Raw genomic sequence first — 23,398 nt, 5'->3', positions numbered from 1 at the left:
CGCCCGTCCCAGGGAGATCCAGCCATGCCCGAAGTGTCCCGGAAAGCGGCCCTCGCCCTCGCTGCCTCCGCCGCCATGGCGCTGCTCGCCACCGCCTGTACCGGTCAGCCCGACGCCGGCGCGAACGACGACGCGTCGAAGGACACCACCGTCAACTTCTGGCACGCCTGGAGCGATCCGAGCGAGGTGAAGGCCGTCACGTCGCTGATCGACGGCTTCCGGAAGGCGCACCCCAACATCCGTGTCAACGTCGTCGGCAACATGACCGACGACAAGATCAACCAGGCGCTGCGCACCGGCGGCGACAAGGCGCCCGACGTGATCTCCTCCTTCACCACCAACAACGTCGGCAAGTTCTGCTCCTCGGGCGCGCTGGTCGATCTCAACCCGTTCTTCGAGAAGACGGGCACAGACCCGGAGAAGACCTTCCCGAAGGCGATGAACGAGTACGCCCAGTTCGACGGCAAGCGCTGCACGGTGCCGCTGCTGGGCGACGCCTACGGCCTCTACTACAACAAGGACGCCTTCGCCGCCGCGGGCATCGAGAACCCCCCGAGGACCTGGTCCGAGTTCGAGGCCGACGCCAAGAAGCTGACGATCCCCCAGGGCGACGGCTACCGGCAGCTCGGCTTCATGCCGAACTACCACGGCTGGGAGTCGACGACCGAGCACTACTTCGCGCAGTTCTCCCCGGCGTACTTCGACTCCAGCGGCACGTCGAACCTGGCGAAGGACCCCGCGTTCGAGAAGGGCTTCACCCTTCAGAAGCGGCTCGTGGACGAACTCGGCGGCTACCGGAAGCTGGAGAAGTACCGCGCCACCCTCGGCGACGAGTGGGGCCCCAAGCACCCCTTCCACACCGGCCAGGTGGCCATGCAGCTCGACGGCGAGTGGCGGCTGGGCATGGCCGAGGAGGCCAAGCCGAAGTTCGAGATAGGCGTCGCCCCGCTGCCCGTCCCCGACGACCAGGCCGACCAGTACGGCAAGGGCTACATCACCGGCACCATCGCCGGCATCGCCGCCACCAGCAAGAAGCAGAACGCGGCGTGGGAACTGGTGAAGTACATGACCACGGACACCGACGCGGTGGTCGGCTTCGCCAACGACATCCACAACGTGCCCTCCACGCTGGCCGCGCTGAAGTCCCCGAAGCTGAAGTACGACCCACGCTTCAAGACCTTCCTGGACATCGCCGCCGACCCGCAGTCGACCACGACGCCCGCCTCCGTCAACGGCGGCCAGTACCTGGTGACGATCCAGCAGTTCGGCTACGACTACGAGAGCGGCCGGGCGAAGGATCTCAAGGCCGGCCTGCGCAAGGCGGCCCAGCAGATCGACACGGACATCGCGCAGGCGAAGTAGGCGCGCATGACCACCGTCACCCTGGCGTCCAAGCGCCGCCGTTCGGCGCTGAAGACCCTCGCCTTCATGTCGCCGTGGCTGATCGGCTTCGCGGTCTTCTTCGCGTATCCGCTGATCTCCACCGTCTACTTCTCGTTCGTGCGCTACGACGGCTTCCAGCCGCCGACCTGGCGCGGCACCGGGAACTGGACGTACGTCTTCCAGAACTACCCGCTGTTCTGGCCGGCCCTGCGCAACACCCTGTGGCTGGTACTGGTGATGGTGAGCCTGCGCGTGGTCTTCGGACTCGGCGTGGGCCTGCTGATCACCAGGATCAGGACGGGCACGGGAGTCTTCCGCACCCTGTTCTACCTGCCCTACCTGGCCCCGCCGGTGGCGGCGACCATGGCCTTCGCCTTCCTCCTCAACCCCGGCACGGGCCCGGTCAACTCCCTGCTGGAGGGGGTCGGGATCTCCGCGCCCGGCTGGTTCAACGACCCCGCCTGGTCCAAACCGGCCCTGACGATGCTCGCCCTGTGGGGCGTGGGCGACCTGATGGTCATCTTCATGGCCGCGCTGCTCGACGTACCCACGGAGCAGTACGAGGCCGCGGAGCTGGACGGCGCCTCGCCCTGGCAGCGCTTCCGGTACGTCACGCTGCCGAACATCTCGCCGATCGTGATGTTCGCGGTGGTCACGGGCGTGATCCAGACGATGCAGTACTACACCCAGCCGCTGATCGCCGGAAAGGTCGCCTCGGGCGTGATCCAGGGCGCGGGCACCCAGTTCGAGCCCGGCTACCCGGACAAGTCCACGCTCACCCTCCCCCAGCTCGTGTACAACCTCGGCTTCCAGCGCTTCGACTACGGCTCGGCCTGCGTGGTGGCGCTGGTGCTGTTCGCCCTGTCGATGGTGTTCACCGCGTTCCTGATGCGGCGCCGGGGCGGTCTCATCCAGGCAGGTGACTGACGATGGCCCAAGTGCTCGACAAGCCGGTGGGGTCGAAGGCACGGCCCTCCCCCGCCGAGCGCACGGCCCGCCGCAGGGCGGTGCTGGAGTGGATCGCGGTCCACTCGCTGGGCGTGGCGGCCGCGCTGTTCTTCGTCCTGCCCTTCGTGTTCGTCCTGCTGACCTCGCTGATGAGCGACAGCCAGGCCCTCAGCCGCGACCTGGTCCCGCACACCTGGGAGTGGGGCAACTACAAGAGGGTCCTCGACACCCCGGGCTTCCTGACCTGGTGGCGGAACACGCTGGTCTACGCCGGTCTCGGCACGGTCCTGACGGTCGCGTCCTCGCTGCCCGTGGCGTACGCGCTGGCGAAGTTCCGCTTCCGGGGCCGCAACCTGTCGCTCATGCTGGTGATCTCGATGATGATGCTGCCCCCGCAGGTGATCATCATCCCGATGTACCTGTTCTGGGCCAAGCAGCTGGACCTGTCCGGCACGCTGTGGCCGCTGATCATCCCGATGGCGTTCGGCGACGCGTTCTCCGTCTTCCTGCTGCGGCAGTTCCTGACGACCATTCCGAACGAGTACCTGGACGCGGCGAGGGTCGACGGCTGCGGCGAGCTGCGCACCCTGCTGAAGGTCGTCGTCCCCATGGCCAGACCCGGTCTCGCGGCCGTCGCCCTCTTCCAGTTCTTCTACGCCTGGAACGACTACTTCGGCCCGCAGATCTACGCCTCGGAGAACCCGGGCGCTTGGACCCTGTCCTACGGACTGGAGTCCTTCAAGGGCGCCCACCACACCGACTGGAACCTCACCATGGCCGCGACCGTTCTGGTCATGGCCCCAGTGATCCTCGTGTTCTTCTTCGCCCAGAAGGCGTTCGTCGAGGGCGTCACACTCACCGGAGTGAAGGGTTGAACAGCATGAAACTCACCGTGGTCGGCGGCGGCTCGACCTACACCCCCGAACTCGTCGACGGTTTCGCGCGTCTGAGGGACACCCTGCCCGTCGAGGAACTCGTGCTCGTGGACCCGGCGACGGACCGGCTGGAGCTGGTGGGCGGACTGGCCCGCCGCATCTTCGCCCACCAGGGCCACCCCGGCCGTGTCGTCACCACCTCCGACCTGGACGCGGCCGTCGACGGCGCCGACGCGGTACTGCTCCAGCTGCGCGTCGGCGGCCAGGCGGCCCGGCAGCAGGACGAGACATGGCCCCTGGAGTGCGGCTGCGTGGGCCAGGAGACCACCGGCGCGGGCGGTCTGGCCAAGGCGCTGCGCACGGTCCCGGTGGTCCTGGACATCGCCGACCGGGTCCGCCGCACGAACCCGAACGCCTGGATCATCGACTTCACCAACCCGGTCGGCATCGTCACCCGCGCCCTGCTCCAGGCCGGCCACCGGGCGGTCGGCCTGTGCAACGTGGCGATCGGCTTCCAGCGCAAGTTCGCGCAGATGCTCGGCGTCGCGCCCGCCGACGTCCACCTGGACCACGTGGGCCTGAACCATCTCACCTGGGAGACGGGGGTGCGTCTGGGCGGCCCGGAGGGCGAGGACGTACTGCCCGCGCTCCTGGCCGAGCACGGCGAGTCGATCGCCGGCGGCCTGCGCCTGCCCCGCCCGCTCCTGGACCGCCTGGGCGTGGTGCCCTCCTACTACCTGCGCTACTACTACGCGCACGACGAGGTCGTGGAGGAGCTGCGCACCAAGCCGTCCCGGGCGGCCGAAGTGGCGGCGATGGAGCGGGAGCTGCTGGCGATGTACGGCGACCCGGCCCTGGTGGAGAAGCCTGCCCTGCTGGCCGGGCGGGGCGGCGCCTACTACTCGGAGGCGGCCGTGGACCTGGCGGCGGCCCTGCTGGGCGGAGGGGGCAACCCGTACCAGGTGGTGAACACGTACAACAAGGGCACCCTGCCCTTCCTCCCGGACGACGCCGTGATCGAGGTGCAGGCGGCGGTGGGTTCCAAGGGCCCGGTCCCCCTCCCCGTCTCCGACGTGGACCCGCTGTACGCGGGCCTGATGGCGGACGTGACGGCGTACGAGGACCTGGCCCTGGAGGCGGCCCTGCGCGGCGGCCGGGACCGGGTCTTCCGCGCCCTCCTCGCGCACCCCCTGATCGGCCAGTACGCCTACGCCGAGGCCCTCACCGACCAACTCGTCGCGCACAACCGGGAGTACCTCGCGTGGGCCTGACCGCAAGCGTCCTCGCCATCGACGCGGGCAACAGCAAGACCGACGTGGCGGTGGTGGCGGCCGACGGGCACGTCCTCGCCACGGCCCGCGGCGGCGGGTTCCGGCCGCCGGCCGTGGGTGTCGGGACCGCGGTGGACGCCCTGGAGGAAACGGTCCGGCGGGCGTACGCGCAGGCCGGCGTCACCGCCGCCGGCCATGTCTCGGCATGCCTGGCCAACGCCGATCTCCCGGTGGAGGAGGAGCAGTTGGCGTCCGCCCTGCACGCGCGCGCGTGGGGCACGACGGTGGAGGTCCGCAACGACACGTTCGCGATCCTGCGCGCGGGCGTGGCCGAACCGCGCGGGGTCGCGGTCGTCTGCGGCGCCGGCATCAACTGCGTCGGCATGCTCCCGGACGGCCGCACCGCGCGCTTCCCCGCGCTCGGCCGCGTCTCCGGCGACTGGGGCGGCGGCTGGGGCCTGGCGGAGGAGGCCCTGTGGTACGCGGCCCGCGCGGAGGACGGCCGCGGCGCGCCCACCGCCCTGTCCCGCACCCTCCCCGCCCACTTCGGGCTGGCCTCCGTGTACGCCCTCATCGAGGCGCTGCACCTGGGGCACGTCGACCATCACCGCCGCCACGAACTGGCCCCGGTCCTGTTCACCACGGCCGACCAGGGCGATCCGATCGCCCGCACGATCGTCGACCGCCAGGCCGAGGAGGTGGTGGCCATGGCCACGGTCGCCCTGACCCGCCTCGGTCTGCTCGACGAGGAGACACCGGTCCTCCTCGGCGGCAGTGTCCTCGCCGCCCGCCACCCCCGGCTCGACGACGCCGTACGCGACCTGCTCGCCGCCCGCGCCCCCAAAGCGGTGCCGCGGGTCGTCACGGCCCGTCCGGTCCTGGGCGCCGCCCTCCTGGGCCTGGACCACGTGGGAGCGCCGGCGGCGGCCCGGGAAAGGGTGCGGGCCCACTTCGAACAGTGAGGGACGGTGGGCATCCCGACGGTGGGCATCCCGCGAGCGCGGCCGGGGGAACCGAACTGGTTCCCCCGGCGTATTCATGGGCAAGGGGTGGTACGGGGCGGGCGCACTGCGGCCCGGCCGAGTTCCGGTGAAGGCCGGTGCGGATGCCGGTCCCGGCAGCGATACTTGCGGCGACGGATGACCACGGGGGAGGTCAGCAGTGACACAACCGCCGACGAGCAGTTCGGCACCGCCGGGCCCGGGCCTGCCCACCCTGCCGGCGGTTCCGCCGCAGCCCGCGGTCCCCGCTCCCGCCGCGCGGCCCCCCGCGCCCCCGCGCCGCACCGCCTTCGCGGAGGGCGCCGAACGCCTGCGCGCCGCCGCCACCACGGAGCCCGGCCGCCTCCGCGTCATCGGCGCCGTCATCGCCCTTCTCGTCCTGGCCTTCGGCGCCGTCACCGCCCTCCAGGCCACCGACCGCTCCTCGGCCGCCGACGACGTCCTGCACCGCAGCCAGCCGCTCAGCTCCGACGCGGCGGACATCTACCGCTCGCTCGCCGACGCCAACACCATGGCGACCAGTGGCTACCTGGCCGGTCTCCAGGAGACGAAGGCCACCCGCGAGCGCTACGAGTCCGATGTCCGCACGGCCGCCGCCAAGCTGGTCACCGCCGCCGCCAACTCCGCCCCCGGCAGCCCCTCCGCGGCCACCATCACCAAGCTCAACGAGCTCCTGCCGCGCTACAAGGGCCTGGTCGAGTCCGCCCGCGCCAACAACCGCCAGGGCTTCCCGGTGGGCGGCGCGTACCTGCGCGCCGCCAACGAGACCATGCAGGACGAGATGCTCCCGGCGGCCGAGGACCTGTACCAGAAGGAGAACCAGCGGCTCCGCTCCGACTACGGGGACGCGACACCGTACCCGTGGGCCGCGATCGCCCTCGGCGTCGTCGCCCTGGCCGCCCTCGCCTGGGCCCAGCGGCGCAACTACCGGCGCACGAACCGGGTGCTGAACCACGGCCTGGTCGCCGCGACCGCCGCCACCACCGTCGTCCTGCTGTGGCTGGTGATCGGCCACAGCGTCGCGCGCGCGGGACTCAACGGCTCCTACACGCACGGCGTGCGCTCGCTGAACGTGCTGCACGACGCCCGTATCGCCTCCCTCAAGGCACGCAGCGACGAGAACCTGACCCTCGTCAGCCGCGGCGCGGAGACCAAGACGCTGAAGGACGGCACGGTCATGGACGCCTACGACTGGGCGTACGACCAGGAACTCGGCACCCTCGCCCGGACGCTGTCCCGGGCCGGCGCCCTCGCCGAGGACCCGGGGGGCAGAAAGCCGGTGGACACGGCGAACGAGTCGATGAAGGTGTGGAAGCAACGACACGAACTGGCCCGCCAGGCCAACGACTCCGGCGACTACCAGAAGGCACGCGACCGGGTCATCGGCACCACCGCCAAGGACCGGACGGAGTCGACGGGTGAGTGCTTCGACAACGTCGACGCCTCCCTCGCGTCGGCGCTCACCCATGAGACGGGCCGGTTCCGGCAGGCCGCGGAGGACGGCCGGGCCGCGATGACGGGCCTGCCGGTCGGCTCCGCGGTGCTCGCGGTGTTCGGCGCGGCCGGCGCGGTGCTGGGCATCGGGCGCAGGCTTTCGGAGTACCGGTGAAAGGGAGCGTGGCAGCGGTGAAAGGGGGCGTGGCGATGCGAGCACGACGTCTGCGGGCCGGCCTGAAGGGCTGGGGCGGTGTCGGCGCGATGGCGGCCGTCTGCGCCCTGGCACTGGCCTTCGTCCTCCTGCTGCCCCGCACCCAGCCGCAGGGCGGCGGCGGCCCCGCCGCAAGCGGCTCCCGAGCCGCTCAGGGCACGCAGTCCAAGGCGGACAACTGCCAGGACAGCCAGGCGCAGAACCTGAGCCCGTCCCCGTCCGGCGCCGGCGGCCCCACGCTGAGCGCCATCCGGTCGCGCGGCTATCTGTCGGTCGGCGTCGACCAGAACAGCTACCGCTGGGGCTACCGCAACCCGAACAACGCCTCCGGCGCGCTGGAGGGCTTCGACATCGACCTCGTGCACCGCATCGCCGAGGACATCCTCGGCGACGCGAACAAGGTCCAGTTCAAGGCCATCCCCACCAACGAGCGGATACCCGCGATCCGCAGCGGCCGGGTGGACATGGTGGTGCGCACCATGACCATCACCTGCGACCGGCTGAAGCAGGTGGCGTTCTCCGCCCCCTACTTCCTGACCGGCCAGCAGGTCCTGGCCCCCAAGACCTCCGGCATCACCGGCTACGACGGTTCCCTCGCCGGGAAGAGGATCTGCTCGGCGACCGGCTCCACGGCCTACGACCACCTGTCCGCCGACACCAGGGACGGCAGGCTCCCCGCGTCCACCGACATCACCACCACCGTCCCCAACCAGCTGGACTGCCTGGTGCGGCTCCAACTCGGCGAGGTGGACGCGGTGGTGACGGACGGCGCGCTCGCCGCCAGCCAGGCCGCGCAGGACCCCACGGTGGCCTTGAAGGGCGCCTCCTTCACCAAGGAGTTCTACGGTGTGGCCATGAAGCTCGGTGCCGACGACCTGGTCCGCCAGGTCAACCGGACACTGGAGAACTACCGCAAGGACGGAGGCTGGAAGGCGTCGTACGGGACGTGGCTGTCCGCCACGCTGGGTAAGGACTCACCGTCGGCCACCGCGCCGACGCCGAGCTACCGGTGACCGGTCACCGGCCGGCGCGGCACCGACGGAGCAGCAGAACCGGCAGCACACAGGCGACACGCAGCAGCGAGAGGTGATCGATGGGCGTCACGGACCCCGCCGGGCCCGTCATGGACCGGGACGAGGTGGACCGTGCGCTGGCGCGGCTCGACGCGGAGCACGAGGCCATCGAGACCTCGCTGCTCGCCCTTCAGGACCACGCGGGCCGCAGACTCCTGGAAGGCGCCGAGCTGACCGGCGTCACCGAGGAGCGCTGGGCGGCCACCGACGCGTCGATCACGCTGCTGTGGGCGTACTTCGACGCCTACAGCGGCGCGCTGCGCACCGCCCGTGAGATCCGCGCCCGCCGCCGCTGGTCCAGCCGCGAGGACCTGGTGGAGCTGACCGGGCTGCTGCGCGGAGAGGCCGTCACCGTCCCCGGCGCGGCCGCCGCGGGCGCGCCCGCCCTGCCCGGTCCGGGCCGGCTCAGCCAGAGCTTCTCCCTGGCCACGCTGGTGGACCGGATGAACGAGCTGTACGCGACCGGTCTGGACATGGTGGTCGCCGCCGACGCGGTGTGGTCGGCGCTGCCCGCGCGGATCGATCTGCTGGCCGCGGAGCTCCAGCGCACCCGCCGGCTCGCGCACTCGGTCGGCGTCCGCCCCGGCGAGCATCCGGCGGGCGACGACCTGGAGCGCGTCACGCGCACGCTGACGAGGCTGCGCGCGGAGGTGATCTCCGATCCGCTCGCCTTCTGGGTGCCCGCGCAGGGCAGTTCGGCGCCGGGCGGCGGACGGCCGGACACCACGGTGTACGACCGGGAGGCGCGGGCGCTGGACGAGGTGCGCCGGGAGATCAACGCCGTGCTCGGGGTCCGGCAGGATGCCGAGCAGCGGCTGATCAGGCTGCGGGACGTGCTCTCGCGCGCGGACCGCACGCTCGCCGAGGCGCGCACCGCGCGCGGTGAGGTGCTGGCGAAGATCGCCGCCACGGAGGTACCGGTGGTCAGCGGTCCGCCGACCGCCCTTCAGGAGCAGCTGGCGACGGCCGCCGAGTACCGCAGGCAGGCCCGGTGGCACCGGCTGTCGCCGCTGCTGGAGTCGCTGGAGCAGAAGGCGGAGGACGAACTTCAGCGCGCCCGCGAGTCGTTGACGGCGGTCACCGCGCCGCTGGCGGTCCGTGCCGAGCTGCGCGGGCGGCTGGACGCGTACAAGGCGAAGGTCGCCCGGCACGGCCTGGCGGAGGACCCGCTGCTGGTCGAGCGGTACGACGCGGCGCGCCGCATGCTGTGGAGCGCGCCCTGCGACCTGCGGGTGGCCGAACAGGCCGTGCTGCGCTACCAGCAGGCGGCGGCCGAGTCGCTCGGCGGCTCGCGGGTGCCGGAGCAGGGCGGGCCCGAGGGACGGTAGGGGGAGTCATGAGTCAGGCGGGGCAGACCTGTCAGCGGCCGGGCTGCGGCGGGTCGTACGAGGACGTCGGCGGCGGCGAGCTGTACTGCGACACGTGCGGTCTCGCGCCGGTCGTCTCGACGACCGGCATGGTGGGCTCGCCGCCCACCGGCGTCACCGGCGGCGGGGACTCGCGGGGTTCGGTGGGCAGCGGCGGCTCGGCCTCCAGCGCCCGCAGTTCCCGTACGTCGTCGCAGTCGTCGAAATCGCGCCGCTCGGTGTCGGGACGGCTCTCGCGCTCGCTGTCGGGCAAGGCGACCGGCCGGTCGGTGTCGGTGCGCAGCTCCGGCTCCACGACGGGCTCCTCCGGCCGCGGCCGGCTGGGCGCGGGTCTGGTGCAGGTGCCGCAGGTGCCGCGGCCGGACCCGCGTTCGATGGTGCTGGAGAACCCCGAGGTGCCGGAGCGCAAGCGGTTCTGCTCGCGCTCGGACTGCGGTGCGCCGGTCGGGCGCGCGCGGGGGGACCGCCCGGGCCGTACGGAGGGCTTCTGCACCAAGTGCGGGCACCCGTACTCCTTCATGCCCAAGCTGAGGGCCGGGGACATCGTCCACGGCCAGTACGAGGTCGTGGGCTGTCTGGCGCACGGCGGCCTGGGCTGGATCTACCTCGCCGTGGACCGGGCCGTGTCCGACCGCTGGGTGGTCCTCAAGGGCCTGCTGGACACCGGCGACCAGGACGCGATGGCGGCGGCGATCTCCGAGCGGCGGTTCCTGGCGGAGATCGAGCACGCCAACATCGTGCGGATCTACAACTTCGTCGAGCACCTCGACCAGCGCACCGGCTCCCTCGACGGCTACATCGTGATGGAGTACGTCGGCGGCAAGTCGCTGAAGGAGATCGCCAACTCCCGTCGCACCCCGGAGAGCAGACGCGACCCGCTGCCGGTGGAGCAGGCCTGCGCGTACGGGATCGAGGCGCTGGAGGCGCTCGGTCATCTGCACAGCCGCAACCTGCTGTACTGCGACTTCAAGGTCGACAACGCGATCCAGACCGAGGACCAGCTCAAGCTGATCGACATGGGCGCGGTGCGCCGTATGGACGACGACGAGTCGGCCATCTACGGCACGGTCGGCTACCAGGCGCCCGAGGTCGCCGAGGTCGGCCCGTCGGTGGCCAGCGACCTGTACACGGTGGGCCGTACGCTCGCCGTCCTCACCTTCGACTTCCAGGGCTACACGAACGTCTTCGCGGACTCCCTGCCCGACCCCGACAACATCGAGGTCTTCCGCCAGTACGAGTCCTTCTACCGCCTGCTGGTCCGTGCCACCGACCCCGACCCGGCCCGCCGGTTCGCCTCGGCGCAGGAGATGGCGGAGCAGCTCACGGGCGTGCTGCGGGAGGTCGTGTCCCTCCAGACCGGCCGGGCCCGGCCGGCTCTTTCGACGCTTTTCGGCCCGGAACTGCGGGTGACGGACACGGAGTTGTTCCCGAGGCTGGACGGGGACGTGTCCCGGCTGGGAGCGCGGGCGACACGCTCGCGCGGATCGGCCCCGGCCCTCGCGGCCGGTACCGCGCACGGCCACGGCGTCCCGGACACGCCGAACGCCCCGGCTCTCCCGGCTCTCCCGGCGCTCGTCAAGCCCGTCGACACGCCCGCCGCCGCGCTCGCCCTGCCGGTCCCCCACGTCGACCCGAGTGACCCGAACGCGGGTTTTCTGGCAGGCCTGTTGACGTCCGCGCCCGGGGAACTGGCGCACGCGCTCGCGGCGGCGCCCTCGCAGTCGGCCGAGACCCGGCTGCGCCAGGTCAGGGCCCGGCTGGAGACCGGCGAACCGGCCACCGCGCTGGAGGTCCTGCGCCAACTGGAGCAGCGGAACCCGGACGACTGGCGGGTCGTCTGGTACCGGGGCGTGGCCTCCCTGGTCACCGGCGACCACGAGGAGGCGGCCCTCGCCTTCGACGCGGTCTACGACGCCTTCCCCGGTGAGGTCGCGCCGAAGCTGGCGCTCGGTCTGTGCGCCGAGGTGCTCGGCCAGCTCGACAACGCCGCCGAGTACTACCGCCTGGTGTGGTCGACCGACCCGAGCCAGGTCAGCGCCGCGTTCGGGCTGGCCCGCGTGCAGCTCGCCACCGGCGAACGGCCCGGCGCGGTACGGACCCTGGAGTCCGTTCCGGAGTCCTCGATCCACTACACGGCGGCGCGCGTGGCGGCCGTACGGGCACGGCTGAGGCACCGTACGGCGGCGGCGTCCGACACGCCGTTCCTGGACGATCTGACGGCCGCCTCCGGGCAGGTCGAGGCACTTCAGGCCTACGGTCTGGACCCGGCGCGGCGCGAGCTGTTGTCGGCGGAAGTCCTCGGCTGCGCCCTGGACTGGGTACTCTCCGGGGGCCGGGCCACCGACCCGGCCGCCCGGCGGGTGCTGCTCGGGAGCGATCTGGACGAGCGGGGACTCCGCTTCGGCCTGGAGCGTTCGTACCGCACGCTGGCCCGGCTGGCGCCCGGTGGCGAGGAGAGGATCGACCTGGTGGAACGTGCCAACCGTTACCGCCCCCGGACGTGGGTGTAGTTGATGTCGCAGATGCACCAGCAGGCCGCGCTGCCGAAGTGCCCGAGCTGTGCGGAGCCGCTCGAATCGGGTGACCGCTTCTGCGGCGCGTGCGGGTACGACCTGTCCGCGGCCGCCGAGGGACCGGGCGACACGCCGACGCTCACCATGGACCGCGGCGCGGTGCCGCGCCCGGCCGGCCCCGGCGAGCGTGCCGACGACGCCGTATGGCCGCGCGCACCGCACCCGGACGCGTCCGAGGCCCCGCCACGGCTGCATCTGCCGACGGACCTGCCGGGCACGGACTCGAGCGGCTCCCCGCTGCCGGCACCGGCACGGCAGGCACAGGCGCAGGCTCAAGCCCAGTCCCAGGCGCAGGCCCAGGCGGCAGTGCAGGCGGCGGTCCAGCAGCGGCCGCATCCGGTGGCGCAGTCCCCGCAGCAGCCACAGACGGGTCAACCCCAGCCGCAGCCACAGCCACCAGCCGAGGCCCGGGCGACGGGCCGGCCGCAGCCGCAGCCGCAGCCGCAGCTGCAGGCCCACGCACAGGCCGCAGTTCAGCAGCAGCCGCAAGGCCAGGGTCCGCAGCCACAGCCGCAGCCGCAAGGCCAAGGTCCGCAGCCACAGGGACAGCCACAAGGCCAAGGTCCGCAGCCACAGGGACAGCCACAGCAGCAAGGGGCGTCCGCCTCGGGCGTGCGGTTCGACCGGCCGGCGGAGCCCGACGAGTACCCGCTGCAGGCGCCGGACCCGCGCGTGCCCGCCGACTCCGACACCGCCGCTCCGGCCGAGGGCAGCCCGGGCGACGGCGCCCCGGGCGAGGCCACCACGGTGTGCGTGGCCTGCCGGGCCGGCCGGGTCGACAGCGACGGCTACTGCGAGAACTGCGGGCACGCCCAGCCGCGCGAACGCGACCACATGGAACAGGAGTCGGGCCCGATCGCCGCCGTCAGCGACCGCGGCCTGCGCCACCACCGCAACGAGGACGCCTTCGCCCTCGGCCGTACCGCGCTGCCCGACGGCTCTCCCGCCCTCGCGGCGATCGTCTGCGACGGCGTGTCCTCCGCGACCCGCCCCGACGACGCCTCCCTGGCCGCCTCCCGAGCGGCGAGCAAGTCGCTGCTGGCCGCGCTGCCCCGCGGCACGCACCCGCAGCAGGCCATGCACGACGCGATCGTCGCCGCCGCGCAGGCGGTCGACGCGATCGCCGGGGAGCCCGCGCCGGCCGGCCGGCACTCCGCCCACCAGAACGCGCCGGCCTGCACGTTCGTCGGCGCGGTGGTCACCTCCGGACTGCTGGTCGTCGGCTGGGTCGGCGACAGCCGCGCCTACTGGGTCCCGGTGGACCGCGGCGCGCCCCCGGCCCGGCTCACCGAGGACGACTCGTGGGCCGCGCAGATGGTCTCCGCGGGCCTGATGTCCGAGGCGGAGGCGTACGCCGACGAGCGCGCCCACGCGATCACCGGCTGGCTCGGCGCGGACGCCTACGAACTGGAGCCGCACACCGCCTCCTTCAAGCCGGACCGGCCGGGAGTGGTCGTGGTGTGCACGGACGGGCTGTGGAACTACGCCGAGACGGCCCGGGAGATGGCCGAGGCCGTCCCCCTCGACGCCGCCGTGCGCCCACTGCACAGCGCCCGGGTCCTGGTCGGCCACGCCCTGGACGGCGGGGGCCACGACAACGTAACAGTGGCCGTCCTGCCGTTCCCGGCCACGCCGCAGGGGGCAGGATCGGCCTGAGGGACGTACGCGGGGGCGCGTGACGAGACCCCCCGGCCGAGCCCTCGGCGCGGGGAAGCTCCGCGGGCCGGCGGGGGCCGGTCCGTCCACAGTCGTCGTCCCCGTTCACGGGGTCCAGAGGGGGATCTGGGACAGCATGGCGAATTTCTCGAAGCCCAGCGTGCCGCAGTTCGCGGTGGACGTGTACCAGAACGAGTACCTGCCGGAGGGCGGCCGGGAGGTCAACTCGATCGTCACGGTCAGCGCGACCGGCGGCGGCACGATCGGCAGCGCGGTCGCGGCACCGCACCTGTACACGCCCGGGCAGGGACCGTCCGCCGCGGTGGCGCTCATGGTCGACTGCTCGGGTTCGATGGACTATCCGCCGACCAAGATGCGCAACGCCCGGGACGCCACGGCCGCCGCGATCGACACCCTGCGCGACGGTGTGCACTTCGCGGTGATCGGCGGCACGCACGTGGCCAAGGAGGTCTATCCGGGCGGCGGCCGGCTCGCGGTCGCCGACGTGACCACCCGCGACCAGGCCAAGCAGGCGCTGCGCAGGCTCAGCGCGGGCGGCGGCACGGCCATCGGCACCTGGCTGCGGCTGGCCGACCGGCTGCTGTCCTCGGCCGACGTCGCCATCCGGCACGGGATCCTGCTCACCGACGGCCGCAACGAGCACGAGTCGCCCGAGGACCTCCGGCGGACACTCGACGCATGCGCGGGACGCTTCACATGTGACGCGCGGGGCGTGGGCACCGACTGGGAAGTGAAAGAAGTCACACAGATCGCCTCCGCGCTGCTCGGCACCGCCGACATCGTCGCCGACCCGGCGGGCCTGGCCGCCGACTTCACGCGGATGATGGAGACGGCGATGGGCAAGGAGGTCGCGGACGTCTGGCTGCGGGTATGGACGCCGGTGGGCACGACCATCAAGTTCGTCAAACAAGTCGCTCCATCCGTTGAGGAGTTGACCGACCGCCGGGCCGAGGCGGGCCCGCGCGCCGGGGACTATCCCACCGGATCCTGGGGGGACGAGTCCCGCGACTACCACCTCTGTGTGGAGGTGCCCGCGGCCGGCATCGGGCAGGAGATGCTCGCCGCCCGGATCTCCCTGGTGGTGCCCAAACCGGACGGCACGGTGCAGAACCTCGGCGCCCAGGGCCTGGTACGGGCCGTGTGGACCGACGACATGACCGCCTCCACCTCGATCAATCCGCAGGTGGCCCACTACACCGGGCAGGCCGAACTGGCGCAGGCCATCCAGCAGGGCCTCGACCTTCGTAAAGCAGGCGATTTCGATGGAGCAACGGCCAAGCTGGGCCGCGCTGTTCAGCTCGCCGGAGCCTCGGGGAACGCGGATACTGCGAAACTGCTTGCGAAGGTGGTGGACGTGGTCGACGCCGCGACGGGTACTGTGCGACTGAAAGCGAAGGTCGACGAGGCCGACGAGATGACTCTCGAAACCCGGTCCACCAAGACCGTTCGCGTGAAGAAGTGACACGGGAAGACCGCCCAGGACAGCGAGCCCGACCCCTCGGGGTGGGAGAAATCCGGCCGCACCGGCCGGAGAAGGAGAGGGGGAAGCGCCGACATGCCGACCTGCCCGAACGGACACCAGTCGGGTTCCGACGACTGGTGCGAGGTGTGCGGTCACCGCATGGCCGGTGCCGTGCCTCCGCCTCCCCCGCCGCCTCCGGTCGGGGGCTACGGCTTCCCGCCCGCGCCGGGGCCCGGCGGCCCCGGTCAGCCGGGTGCGCCCGGCGTGCCCGGTGGGCGCCCGCACCTGTCCGCCGTACCGAACCCCGAGCCGGAGCTCTGCCCGCAGTGCCGTACGCCCCGTGAGGGCGGCGCGCCGTTCTGCGAGGAGTGCCGGTGGAACTTCCTGACGAACACGGCGACCTCGTACACGCCCGCCGCGCCGCCCGGTCCCGGTCCCGGCCCGCGTTTCCCGCAGCCGCCCGGTCAGGCCTTCGGCGGCGACACGTTCGAGTACCAGGGCTCCCGGCCGTCCCAGGTGAACCGGCCCGCCGAGCCGATCCCGCACGCCCCGCCCTTCGGCACCGAGCCCCCGGGCCGCCCCGGCCCGCCCCACTTCGGCACCGAGCCTCCCGGCCGCCCCGGACCCCCGAACTTCGGCACCGAGCCCCCCGGCCGCCCCGGCCCACCGAACTTCGGCGGCGACCCGTCACGGCCGGTTCCGCCGCCGCCCGGTGCCCCCGGAGCGCCCGGTGGTGCCCCGCAGGCGTTCCAGCAGCCCGGCCCGCCGGCACCGCCCGGGTTCCCGCAGGAGACCGGTCGGCCGCAGCACGGCGGTGACGACGACTGGGTGATCTCCCCGCCGTCGTCCACGGGCCCCTCCGGTCCGGGCGTCCCCGGCCGTCCCGGCCCCGGCCAGGCGGGCGGCTACGGCTACGGCTACCCGCAGCCGGGTGTCACCCAGGCCCCGCCGGGACCGGCCTTCCCGCAGCAGCCGCAGCAGCCCGCGACCTGGACGGCGACGATCGGCCCGGACCGCGACTACTTCATGGCGATGATGCAGCGCTCCGGCCCCGAGGCCGCGGGTCTGAACCTGCCCGCGTACTCGCCCGAGCAGCAGCGCACGCTCACCGGCAACCAGGTCACCATCGGCCGCCGCCGGCACTCCACCGGCGACACCCCCGACATCGACCTGTCGGTCCCGCCGGAGGACCCGGGCGTCTCCCACCAGCACGCGGTGCTGGTCCAGCAGCCCGACGGCAGCTGGGCGGTGGTCGACCAGAACTCGACCAACGGCACCACGGTCAACGGCTCGGAGGACCCCATCCAGCCCTTCGTGCCGGTCCCCCTCCAGGACGGCGACCGCGTGCACGTGGGCGCCTGGACGACGATCACGATCAGGCGCGGCTAGGGTCTCTCGTCCGGAACACGTCGGGAACCCGGAAGTCCAGGCCCTGTCATCCGGGCAGGTCCTAGGCCTCCGGTCCTCCGTCCGGCCGTCTGAGAGCATGGACGGGTGAATGAGATTCGGCGTGGCACGCTTCAGGAGCAGACCTTCTACGAGCAGGTCGGCGGCGAGGAGACCTTCCGCCGGCTGGTCCACCGTTTCTACGAGGGGGTGGCCGGGGATCCCGAGTTGCGGGCGATGTATCCCGAGGAGGATCTGGAACCGGCCGAGGAGCGGCTGCGGCTGTTCCTGATCCAGTACTGGGGCGGTCCGACGACGTACGGCGAGCGGCGCGGCCATCCGCGGCTGCGGATGCGGCACGCGCCCTTCCGGGTCGACCGGGCGGCGCACGACGCCTGGCTGCGGCACATGCGGGTGGCCGTCGACGAGCTCGGCCTGTCGCAGGAGCACGAGCAGACGCTGTGGAACTACCTGACGTACGCGGCGGCGTCGATGGTGAACACACCCGACTGAGCCGCCACACAGAAACCTGAGTACCGGATTCCGGTCATCCGGCGCCGGATTCCGATCACGATCCGGTCAAGCTCGGCCCACCAACGGTTACCCGCGCCGCACTCCCTCTGACAACATCACCGAAAAGGTCTGGACAACGGCAGGGGGAGCCGGGTGGCGGGGTTCACTGGATTCGTCCTGCTGCGTGCGCGGGCGCACCGGTTGCTGCTGGCAGCCGCGTTGCTCACGGTGCTGCTGACCACGGCGGTACTGGCGACACTCACCGCCTACTCCGGCGCGATCGGCGACGCGGCGTTGCGCCACTCCCTGCGGGACCCGCGCAACGCCGCCGACGCCACCTTGGTCGTCCGCGTCGACACACCGTCCGAGAAGCGCGCGGCCGCCGACACCGCCGTAGGCGAGCAGGCCCGCAAGGCCTTCGACGGACTGCCGGTCACCGTGCGCACCCTGGTGCGCTCCGGCCCCTACGGCCTGCCCCTGTCCCTGCGGCCCCCGGCGGAGCGCTCGGGCGACCCGGACCTGACGTACCTCGCGGCGATGGACCCCACCCAGGTGCGGCTCGTCTCCGGACGCCTCCCCGGTGAGACGGCGACGGGTGACCTCGAGGTCGCGCTGCCGCAGACCGCCGCGCAGCGCCTCGGGCTGAAGCCCGGCGCCCGGCTCAACCTCACCGACCGCCTCGACGGCCGGAAGGCCCAGGTGCGGATCACCGGGCTCTACCGCCCCGTCCACGCCGACGCGCCGTACTGGCGGCTGGACGATCTGGACGGCCGCGGCGTCCGCAAGGTCGGTTTCACGATGTACGGGCCGCTGCTGACCGACCCCGCCGTCGTCACCGGCGGCAGAGTGAGCGCGGGACAGACCGCGTGGCAGGCGTCGGCGGACTTCTCCACGCTGACGACCGGACGGATCGGGGCGCTGCGCGACGCGGTGCGCGAGAGTGCCGCGTCCCTGCGCACGTCCACGGCGGTGAGCGGCACACCGGAGGTCACGTCCTCGCTGCCCGCCGTCCTGGACCGGATCGACCGCTCCCTGCTCGTGGCCCGTTCCACCCTGATGATCGCCGTGCTCCAGCTGGCGCTGCTCGCCGGCTACGCGCTGCTGCTGGTCGCCCGGCTGCTGAGCACCGAACGCGGCGGGGAGACCCGCCTGCTGCGGGCCCGCGGCGGCTCCCGCGCCCGGATCGCCGGCCTCGCCGCCACCGAGGCGCTGCTGCTCGCCGTGCCCGCCGTGGCCTGCGCACCGCTGCTGGCGGGACCGCTGACCAGGCTGCTGGCCGGGCAGGGCGCCCTGGCCCGGATCGGACTGCACCCGGACGTCTCCGCGACCGGGCGGCCGGGGGTCTGGCTGGTGGCGGCGGCCGTGGCGCTGGGCTGCGCGATGGCGGTGACGCTGCCCGCGCTGACCTCGTCGTTCACGACCGGCTCGCGGGCCCGTACGCTGCCCGCGCCGCTGCGCGCCGGCGCGGACCTGGGACTGCTGGCGGTGGCCGGTGTGGCGTACTGGCAGCTGAACCGGCAGCCCTCCGGCGCGGTCGGCGGCGACCTCACGGGCGCGCTCGGCATCGACCCGCTCCTGGTCATCGCGCCCGCACTGGCCCTGCTGGCCGGAACGGTGCTGACCCTGCGGCTGCTGCCGCCGGTGGCCCGGCTGGCCGAGCGTCGCGCGACCGGTGGCCGCGGACTGCCGGCCGCGCTGGCGGGCTGGCAGTTCAGCCGCCGCCCGATGCGCGGGGCCGGGCCGGTGCTGCTGCTCGTACTCGCCATCGCGCTGGGCATGCTGGCGATCGGTCAGGGAGCTTCCTGGGACCGCTCGCAGGACGACCAGGCGGACTTCCGGGCGGGTGCGCCGGTGCGCGTACTGGCCGCCGGGGAGGGGGACCTCGGCCGCACCGAGCAGTACGCGGGCCTCCCGCACGTGAGCGCCGCCGCCCCCGCCGTCCGCGCCACGCTGCCGCTGTCCGGCAACCGCGCCGCGACCGTGCTCGCGCTGGACACCGCGAACGCGGCGGACACGATGCTGCTGCGCCCCGACCTCGCGTCCGATTCCGTACGGCCACTGCTGGCGGGGCTCGCGCCCAAGAGCCCGACGGCGGGGCTGAAGCTGCCCGCCGGGACGGCCCGCCTGCGGCTGACCGCGGGCATCCACGGCTCCGGCACGAGGATGCCGGTGGACATGGGAGTCACCGTCGAGGACGGTCGCGGAGTCCCGTACCGCATGCCGCTGGGCACGCTGCCCGCCGACGGCCGCTCCCACCCCCTGGACCTGGACCTCCCCGCGGACGCGGGCCGCCTGACCCTGATCGGTCTCGACCTGTCCCTCAACCAGCCCGTCGACGTCGCCGAGCGGCACCGCCTCACCGTCTCCGAGGTGACCGCCACCGGCACCGACGGGACGGTACGGCGACTGAGTGCGCCGACGGCCTGGAAGGCGACCTCGATCGGCAACAACATCGCCTCCACTCCCGACGGCGACGACGGCACCTCCCCGGCCAAGGCGGCCGTGACGTCGACCCGCCCGCTGACCGTCACCTACGGCACCGGCTACGTGCCGCACGACCAGCCCTGGGTGACGGGCTCGGTGACCGTGCGGCTCCAGGTGGCGCAGCCCGCGCAGCCGGAGGTCGCGGCCGTGGCGACCGACCGCTTCCTGGACTCCACGGGCGCACGCGAGGGGCAGCGGGTGGACGTGACCGTCGGCGGCCAGAACGTTCCGGTCCGGATCGTGCGTTCGGTGCGGGCGCTGCCGACCACGGGCACTGCCGATCAGGGCGGTTCCCCGGACGCCGCGCACGACGGCGGAGGTCTGCTGATGGACCTGCGGTCGGTCAACCGGCTGCTCCAGTCACACTCCGGCGACCGGGCCGCGCCCACCGAATGGTGGCTGAACGCCGACGCCCACCGGGCGGCGGCCGTGGCCGCGGCCCTGCGGGCCCTGCCCGACATCGACCCGGCGCGAGTGATCGTGCGGGACGAGATCGCCGCCCAGTTGCACGACGACCCGTTCGGCGCCGGGCCCGCGGCCGCCTTCACCGCGGCTGCCGCGGCCGCGGCGGCGCTGGCCGCCGTCGGCTTCCTGGTCGGGGCTGTCGGGGCCCGGAGGGAGCGGGACGCCGAGTTCGCCCTCCTGCGTGCGATGGGCGCCCCGCGCCGCCAACTGGCCCGGACACTCGCGGCCGAGCAGGGCGTGCTGGTGGCCCTGGCGCTGGCGGTCGGCGTGGTTCTGGGCACCGTACTGGCCCGCACGGTGATCCCACTGATCGTGCTGACCGGGCAGGCCGCGAAACCGCTGCCGACCGTCCTGGTCGAACTGCCGGCCGCTCGGGTGGTCCTGCTGCTGGCGGCCGTCGCCGCCGCGCCGCTCGTCGTCACGGCGGTGCTGACCCTGCGCCGGCCCGACCCGGCGCTGTCCCTTCGAGACCGCGGAGGTGAGTGAGCTGAACGCCGTCACTCCCGCCTGGGTCCGGGTACGCCTGCGCACCGCGCCGGGTGCCGCGGCCGCCCTCGCCCTGCTGGTCGCGCTGACCGCGTGCCTTGCGGCCGCGTTCCCCCGCGCGCTCGACCGGTACGAGAACGCCGGTCTGGCCCAGGCCGTCGATCGGGCCACCCCGCCACGCACCACCTTGACGATGTACGCCCCGGTGCCCGAGGCCCCGGACCGGCAACGGGAACAGGCGCTGCTCCCGCCGGCCCTGGGCCGGCAGCACACCAAGGTCCTCGGCGCCATTCCGCGCCCGCTCGTCGCCGACCCCGGCCAGTCGTTGTACGGGGTGGTGAACGGCACCGACCTCCCCGTCCCCGACCGCTGGATCCCCAGGCCCAGCGGGCTGCCCGCGAAAGTGCGCCTGGTCGCACCCAGTGGACTGGCCGAGCACTCCTCGCTGCACGCGGGCCGGATGCCGCGGGCGACCGGGCGGGTGACGGCCTCGACCCCGGACGTGGAGGCCGCCGTGAGCGCCGCGACGGCCAAGAGCCTGCACATCGAGGTCGGTTCGGTCATCCACGTACCGGCCGTGTCCGGCCCGTCGCTCGCGGTCCGCGTCACCGGCATCGTCACCCCGCGCGAGCCCGACGGCGCCTACTGGTCGACCGCGCCGCTGCTGCGCACCCCGGCCCTGGTCCAGGTGCCCTCGGACGAGCCCGAACCACCGATGTACTGGCTCGGCGCACTGCTCCTGCCGTCCGAGGCCGCCCCCGCTCTGCTGGGCACCGTGGGAACCCCCTTGCGCTACTGGCAGGTGGCTCCCGAGACCCGCGCCCTCCAGGCCCACGACCTCGAGGGCCTGAAGTCCGCGGTCGCGAACCTGAAGTCCGGGCCGGGCCTGGTACAAGTGCGTGCGGCCACCGACCCGGTCACGCAGGTGGACACGGACCTCGACGACGTCCTCATCTCCTACGGCCGCCTGAGTTCCGGCATCACCCCGCTGGTCGCGGTCGCCGCCTTCGGCAGCGGGACGGTCGCCGCGGTGGTCCTGCTGATGGCCGGTGGCCTGGCCGCCGACCGCCGCCGCTTCGAACTCACCCTGCTGCGCGCCCGCGGCGCCTCCCTGCCCGGTCTGGCCGGCCGGCTGCTCGCCGAGACGGCGGTGGTCGCCGTGCCCGCCGGCGCACTCGGACTCGGTGCGGCCCTGCTCGCGGTCCCCGAAGGCCGCCTGGGTTACGCGGTCCTCGCGGCCGCCGCGGTCACCGCCGTCGCCTGTGCCGCGCTGCCCGTGCGCGCTCTGGTCGTCCACCGCGCGGTCAGCGTCCACGGACCGCGCGAGGACACGGTGTCCGTACGTCCCTCCCAGCGCCGCACGGTCGCCGAGTTGACGCTGCTGGTGATCGCGGCGGGAGCGGTGGAGGCGCTGCGGCGGTACGGGGTCTCGGGGCCGTCGGAGGATGCCGGTGCCTCGGGCGGGTCGGGGGACCAGCTGGTGTTCCTGGCCCCGGTGCTGGTGGGCGTGATCGCGGCGCTGCTGCTGGTCCGCCTGTACCCGTTGCCGCTGCGCTGGCTGATGCGTCCGGCCGGCCGGCTGCGCGGGGCGGTGGGTCATCTGTCCCTGGCCCGTGCGGGCCGTACGTCCGTCCCGGCGATGCTGCCCCTGCTGGCGCTGCTGACCGCGCTCACCACCGCCGCCTTCGGAGGCTCCGTACTGGCCGGGGTGGCCGGTGCCCGCGACCAAGCGGCTCTCCTCGCCGTCGGCGCCGAGGCCCGCGTCGAGGGAACCGAAGCGCTGCCGGCCGGACTGTCCGACCGGGTCCGCCGGACACCGGGCGTGCGGGAACTCACCGAAGTGAGCGCGGACTACCAGGCCAAGGCGGGAACGGACCTGACCCGGGTGTCCCTGGCGGGCGTCGACCCGGCGTCCTACGCATCCCTGGCCAGGAGCACCGGGCTCGGCGCCTTTCCCGAGCGGCAGTTGCGGCGGCCGGCCGACGGCCCCCGGGACCCGCTGCCGGCACTGGCCTCCCCCACCATCGCCGAGATGTTCGGCAAGCAGCCCTTCAGCGTGATGCTGGGCGACGGCACCGACGTCACCGTCCGGATCGTCACCGTCCGGGACCGGACCCCGGCCCTGGTCGGCACCAGCTTCCTGGTCGTGGACCGGGCCGGGCTGAGCCGCGAGACGGCCCGTACGAACACGCTGCTCCTGACCGGCCACCCGGACGCCGGCGCCCTGCGCCGGACGGTGGGCAAGTCGGCGTCCTTGCACCTGCGTTCCGAGGAACGGGCCCAGTACGTCGACTCGCCTCTCCAGTCCGGCGCCGAGCGCGTCTACGCGGTGGCGGTGGCCGCCGGCGCCGGCTACGCCGTCCTGGCCCTGCTGCTCGCCCTGCTGCGCGCCGCGCCCGAGCGTGCCGCGCTCCTCGCCCGCCTGCGCACCATGGGCCTCACCCGCGCGCAGGGCCGCCGCCTGCTCGTCCTGGAGTCCCTGCCCCAGGCACTGCTCGCCGCGGCGGGCGGAGCGCTGACGGGCTGGGCGACCGTCCTGCTGCTCTCCCCCGGCATCGACCTGACGGCCATCGCACTGCCGTCGACGACAGTGGCCACCGGTGGGAACGCGCTGCGCACCGACCCGCTCTCGCTGGCCCTGCCGGCGACGGCGGTGCTGCTGCTGACCGTGGCGATCGCTGTGAGCCAGGCGTGGTGGACGGGACGCAAGGGATCGGTGCGGGAGTTGAGAGCGGGGGACGCGAGATGAACCAACCGGACCGCCACAGTCGCCGTAGCCGCCGCGC

15 protein-coding genes are annotated in these 23,398 nt (G+C 73.4%); all 15 read left to right on the top strand.

Annotation, left to right across the window (positions count from 1 at the left end; genetic code table 11):
• Positions 1 to 24: 24 nt before the first annotated feature.
• The 15 genes from ACIQMV_RS13090 (at position 25) to ACIQMV_RS13020 (ending at position 23,361) form a co-directional block, all read left to right on the top strand.
• Entirely contained in the window at positions 25 to 1,362 is a 1,338-nt protein-coding gene (locus ACIQMV_RS13090) for an ABC transporter substrate-binding protein (protein ID WP_402592709.1), read from the top strand.
• A gap of 6 nt (positions 1,363 to 1,368) precedes the next feature.
• Positions 1,369 to 2,310: a carbohydrate ABC transporter permease gene (locus tag ACIQMV_RS13085; protein ID WP_402592708.1), complete on the top strand. Its 942-nt coding sequence runs from the start codon at positions 1,369 to 1,371 to the stop codon at positions 2,308 to 2,310.
• A 2-nt stretch (positions 2,311 to 2,312) separates the two neighbouring features.
• Entirely contained in the window at positions 2,313 to 3,206 is an 894-nt protein-coding gene (locus ACIQMV_RS13080; protein ID WP_402592707.1) for a carbohydrate ABC transporter permease, read from the top strand.
• Positions 3,207 to 3,211: 5 nt separating this feature from the next.
• Positions 3,212 to 4,477: a 6-phospho-beta-glucosidase gene (locus ACIQMV_RS13075; protein WP_402592706.1), complete on the top strand. Its 1,266-nt coding sequence runs from the start codon at positions 3,212 to 3,214 to the stop codon at positions 4,475 to 4,477.
• Entirely contained in the window at positions 4,468 to 5,439 is a 972-nt protein-coding gene (locus ACIQMV_RS13070) for an N-acetylglucosamine kinase (RefSeq protein ID WP_402592705.1), read from the top strand. The genes ACIQMV_RS13075 and ACIQMV_RS13070 overlap by 10 nt, the downstream gene beginning before the upstream one ends.
• A 199-nt stretch (positions 5,440 to 5,638) precedes the next feature.
• Positions 5,639 to 7,087, top strand: coding sequence for a hypothetical protein (locus ACIQMV_RS13065; protein WP_402592704.1), 1,449 nt, complete (start codon positions 5,639 to 5,641; stop codon positions 7,085 to 7,087).
• A gap of 35 nt (positions 7,088 to 7,122) precedes the next feature.
• Complete coding sequence (locus ACIQMV_RS13060; protein ID WP_402592703.1) at positions 7,123 to 8,139, top strand: glutamate ABC transporter substrate-binding protein; 1,017 nt, start codon at positions 7,123 to 7,125, stop codon at positions 8,137 to 8,139.
• Positions 8,140 to 8,219: 80 nt separating this feature from the next.
• Entirely contained in the window at positions 8,220 to 9,527 is a 1,308-nt protein-coding gene (locus ACIQMV_RS13055) for a hypothetical protein (protein ID WP_402592702.1), read from the top strand.
• Positions 9,528 to 9,535: 8 nt separating this feature from the next.
• Positions 9,536 to 12,076 carry a tetratricopeptide repeat protein gene (locus tag ACIQMV_RS13050; protein WP_402592701.1) on the top strand — a complete coding sequence of 847 codons (2,541 nt, stop codon included), beginning with the start codon at positions 9,536 to 9,538 and terminating at the stop codon, positions 12,074 to 12,076.
• Positions 12,077 to 12,079: 3 nt separating this feature from the next.
• Positions 12,080 to 13,795 (top strand): PP2C family serine/threonine-protein phosphatase, encoded by a 1,716-nt coding sequence (locus ACIQMV_RS13045; protein WP_402592700.1) that lies wholly within the window; start codon positions 12,080 to 12,082, stop codon positions 13,793 to 13,795.
• Positions 13,796 to 13,931: 136 nt separating this feature from the next.
• On the top strand, positions 13,932 to 15,278 hold the full coding sequence (locus ACIQMV_RS13040) for a VWA domain-containing protein (RefSeq protein ID WP_402592699.1): 1,347 nt from the start codon (positions 13,932 to 13,934) through the stop codon (positions 15,276 to 15,278).
• Positions 15,279 to 15,371: 93 nt separating this feature from the next.
• A complete protein-coding gene (locus tag ACIQMV_RS13035; RefSeq protein ID WP_402592698.1) occupies positions 15,372 to 16,667 on the top strand; it encodes an FHA domain-containing protein in 1,296 nt (431 codons plus the stop codon).
• Between the two features lie 105 nt (positions 16,668 to 16,772).
• The gene (locus tag ACIQMV_RS13030) at positions 16,773 to 17,177 is read left to right on the top strand and encodes a globin (protein ID WP_141360814.1); all 405 of its coding nucleotides are present in this window, start codon (positions 16,773 to 16,775) and stop codon (positions 17,175 to 17,177) included.
• 153 nt (positions 17,178 to 17,330) lie between these two features.
• On the top strand, positions 17,331 to 20,612 hold the full coding sequence (locus ACIQMV_RS13025; RefSeq protein ID WP_402592697.1) for an FtsX-like permease family protein: 3,282 nt from the start codon (positions 17,331 to 17,333) through the stop codon (positions 20,610 to 20,612).
• Position 20,613: 1 nt separating this feature from the next.
• The gene (locus tag ACIQMV_RS13020; protein WP_402592907.1) at positions 20,614 to 23,361 is read left to right on the top strand and encodes an ABC transporter permease; all 2,748 of its coding nucleotides are present in this window, start codon (positions 20,614 to 20,616) and stop codon (positions 23,359 to 23,361) included.
• Positions 23,362 to 23,398: the final 37 nt, after the last annotated feature.

The sequence above is a fragment of the Streptomyces sp. NPDC091412 genome (genome assembly GCF_044756885.1).
Lineage (GTDB): Bacteria > Actinomycetota > Actinomycetes > Streptomycetales > Streptomycetaceae > Streptomyces.
Note: the sequence above shows the minus strand (reverse complement) of the source record. Positions and strands in the feature narration are given on the sequence as shown.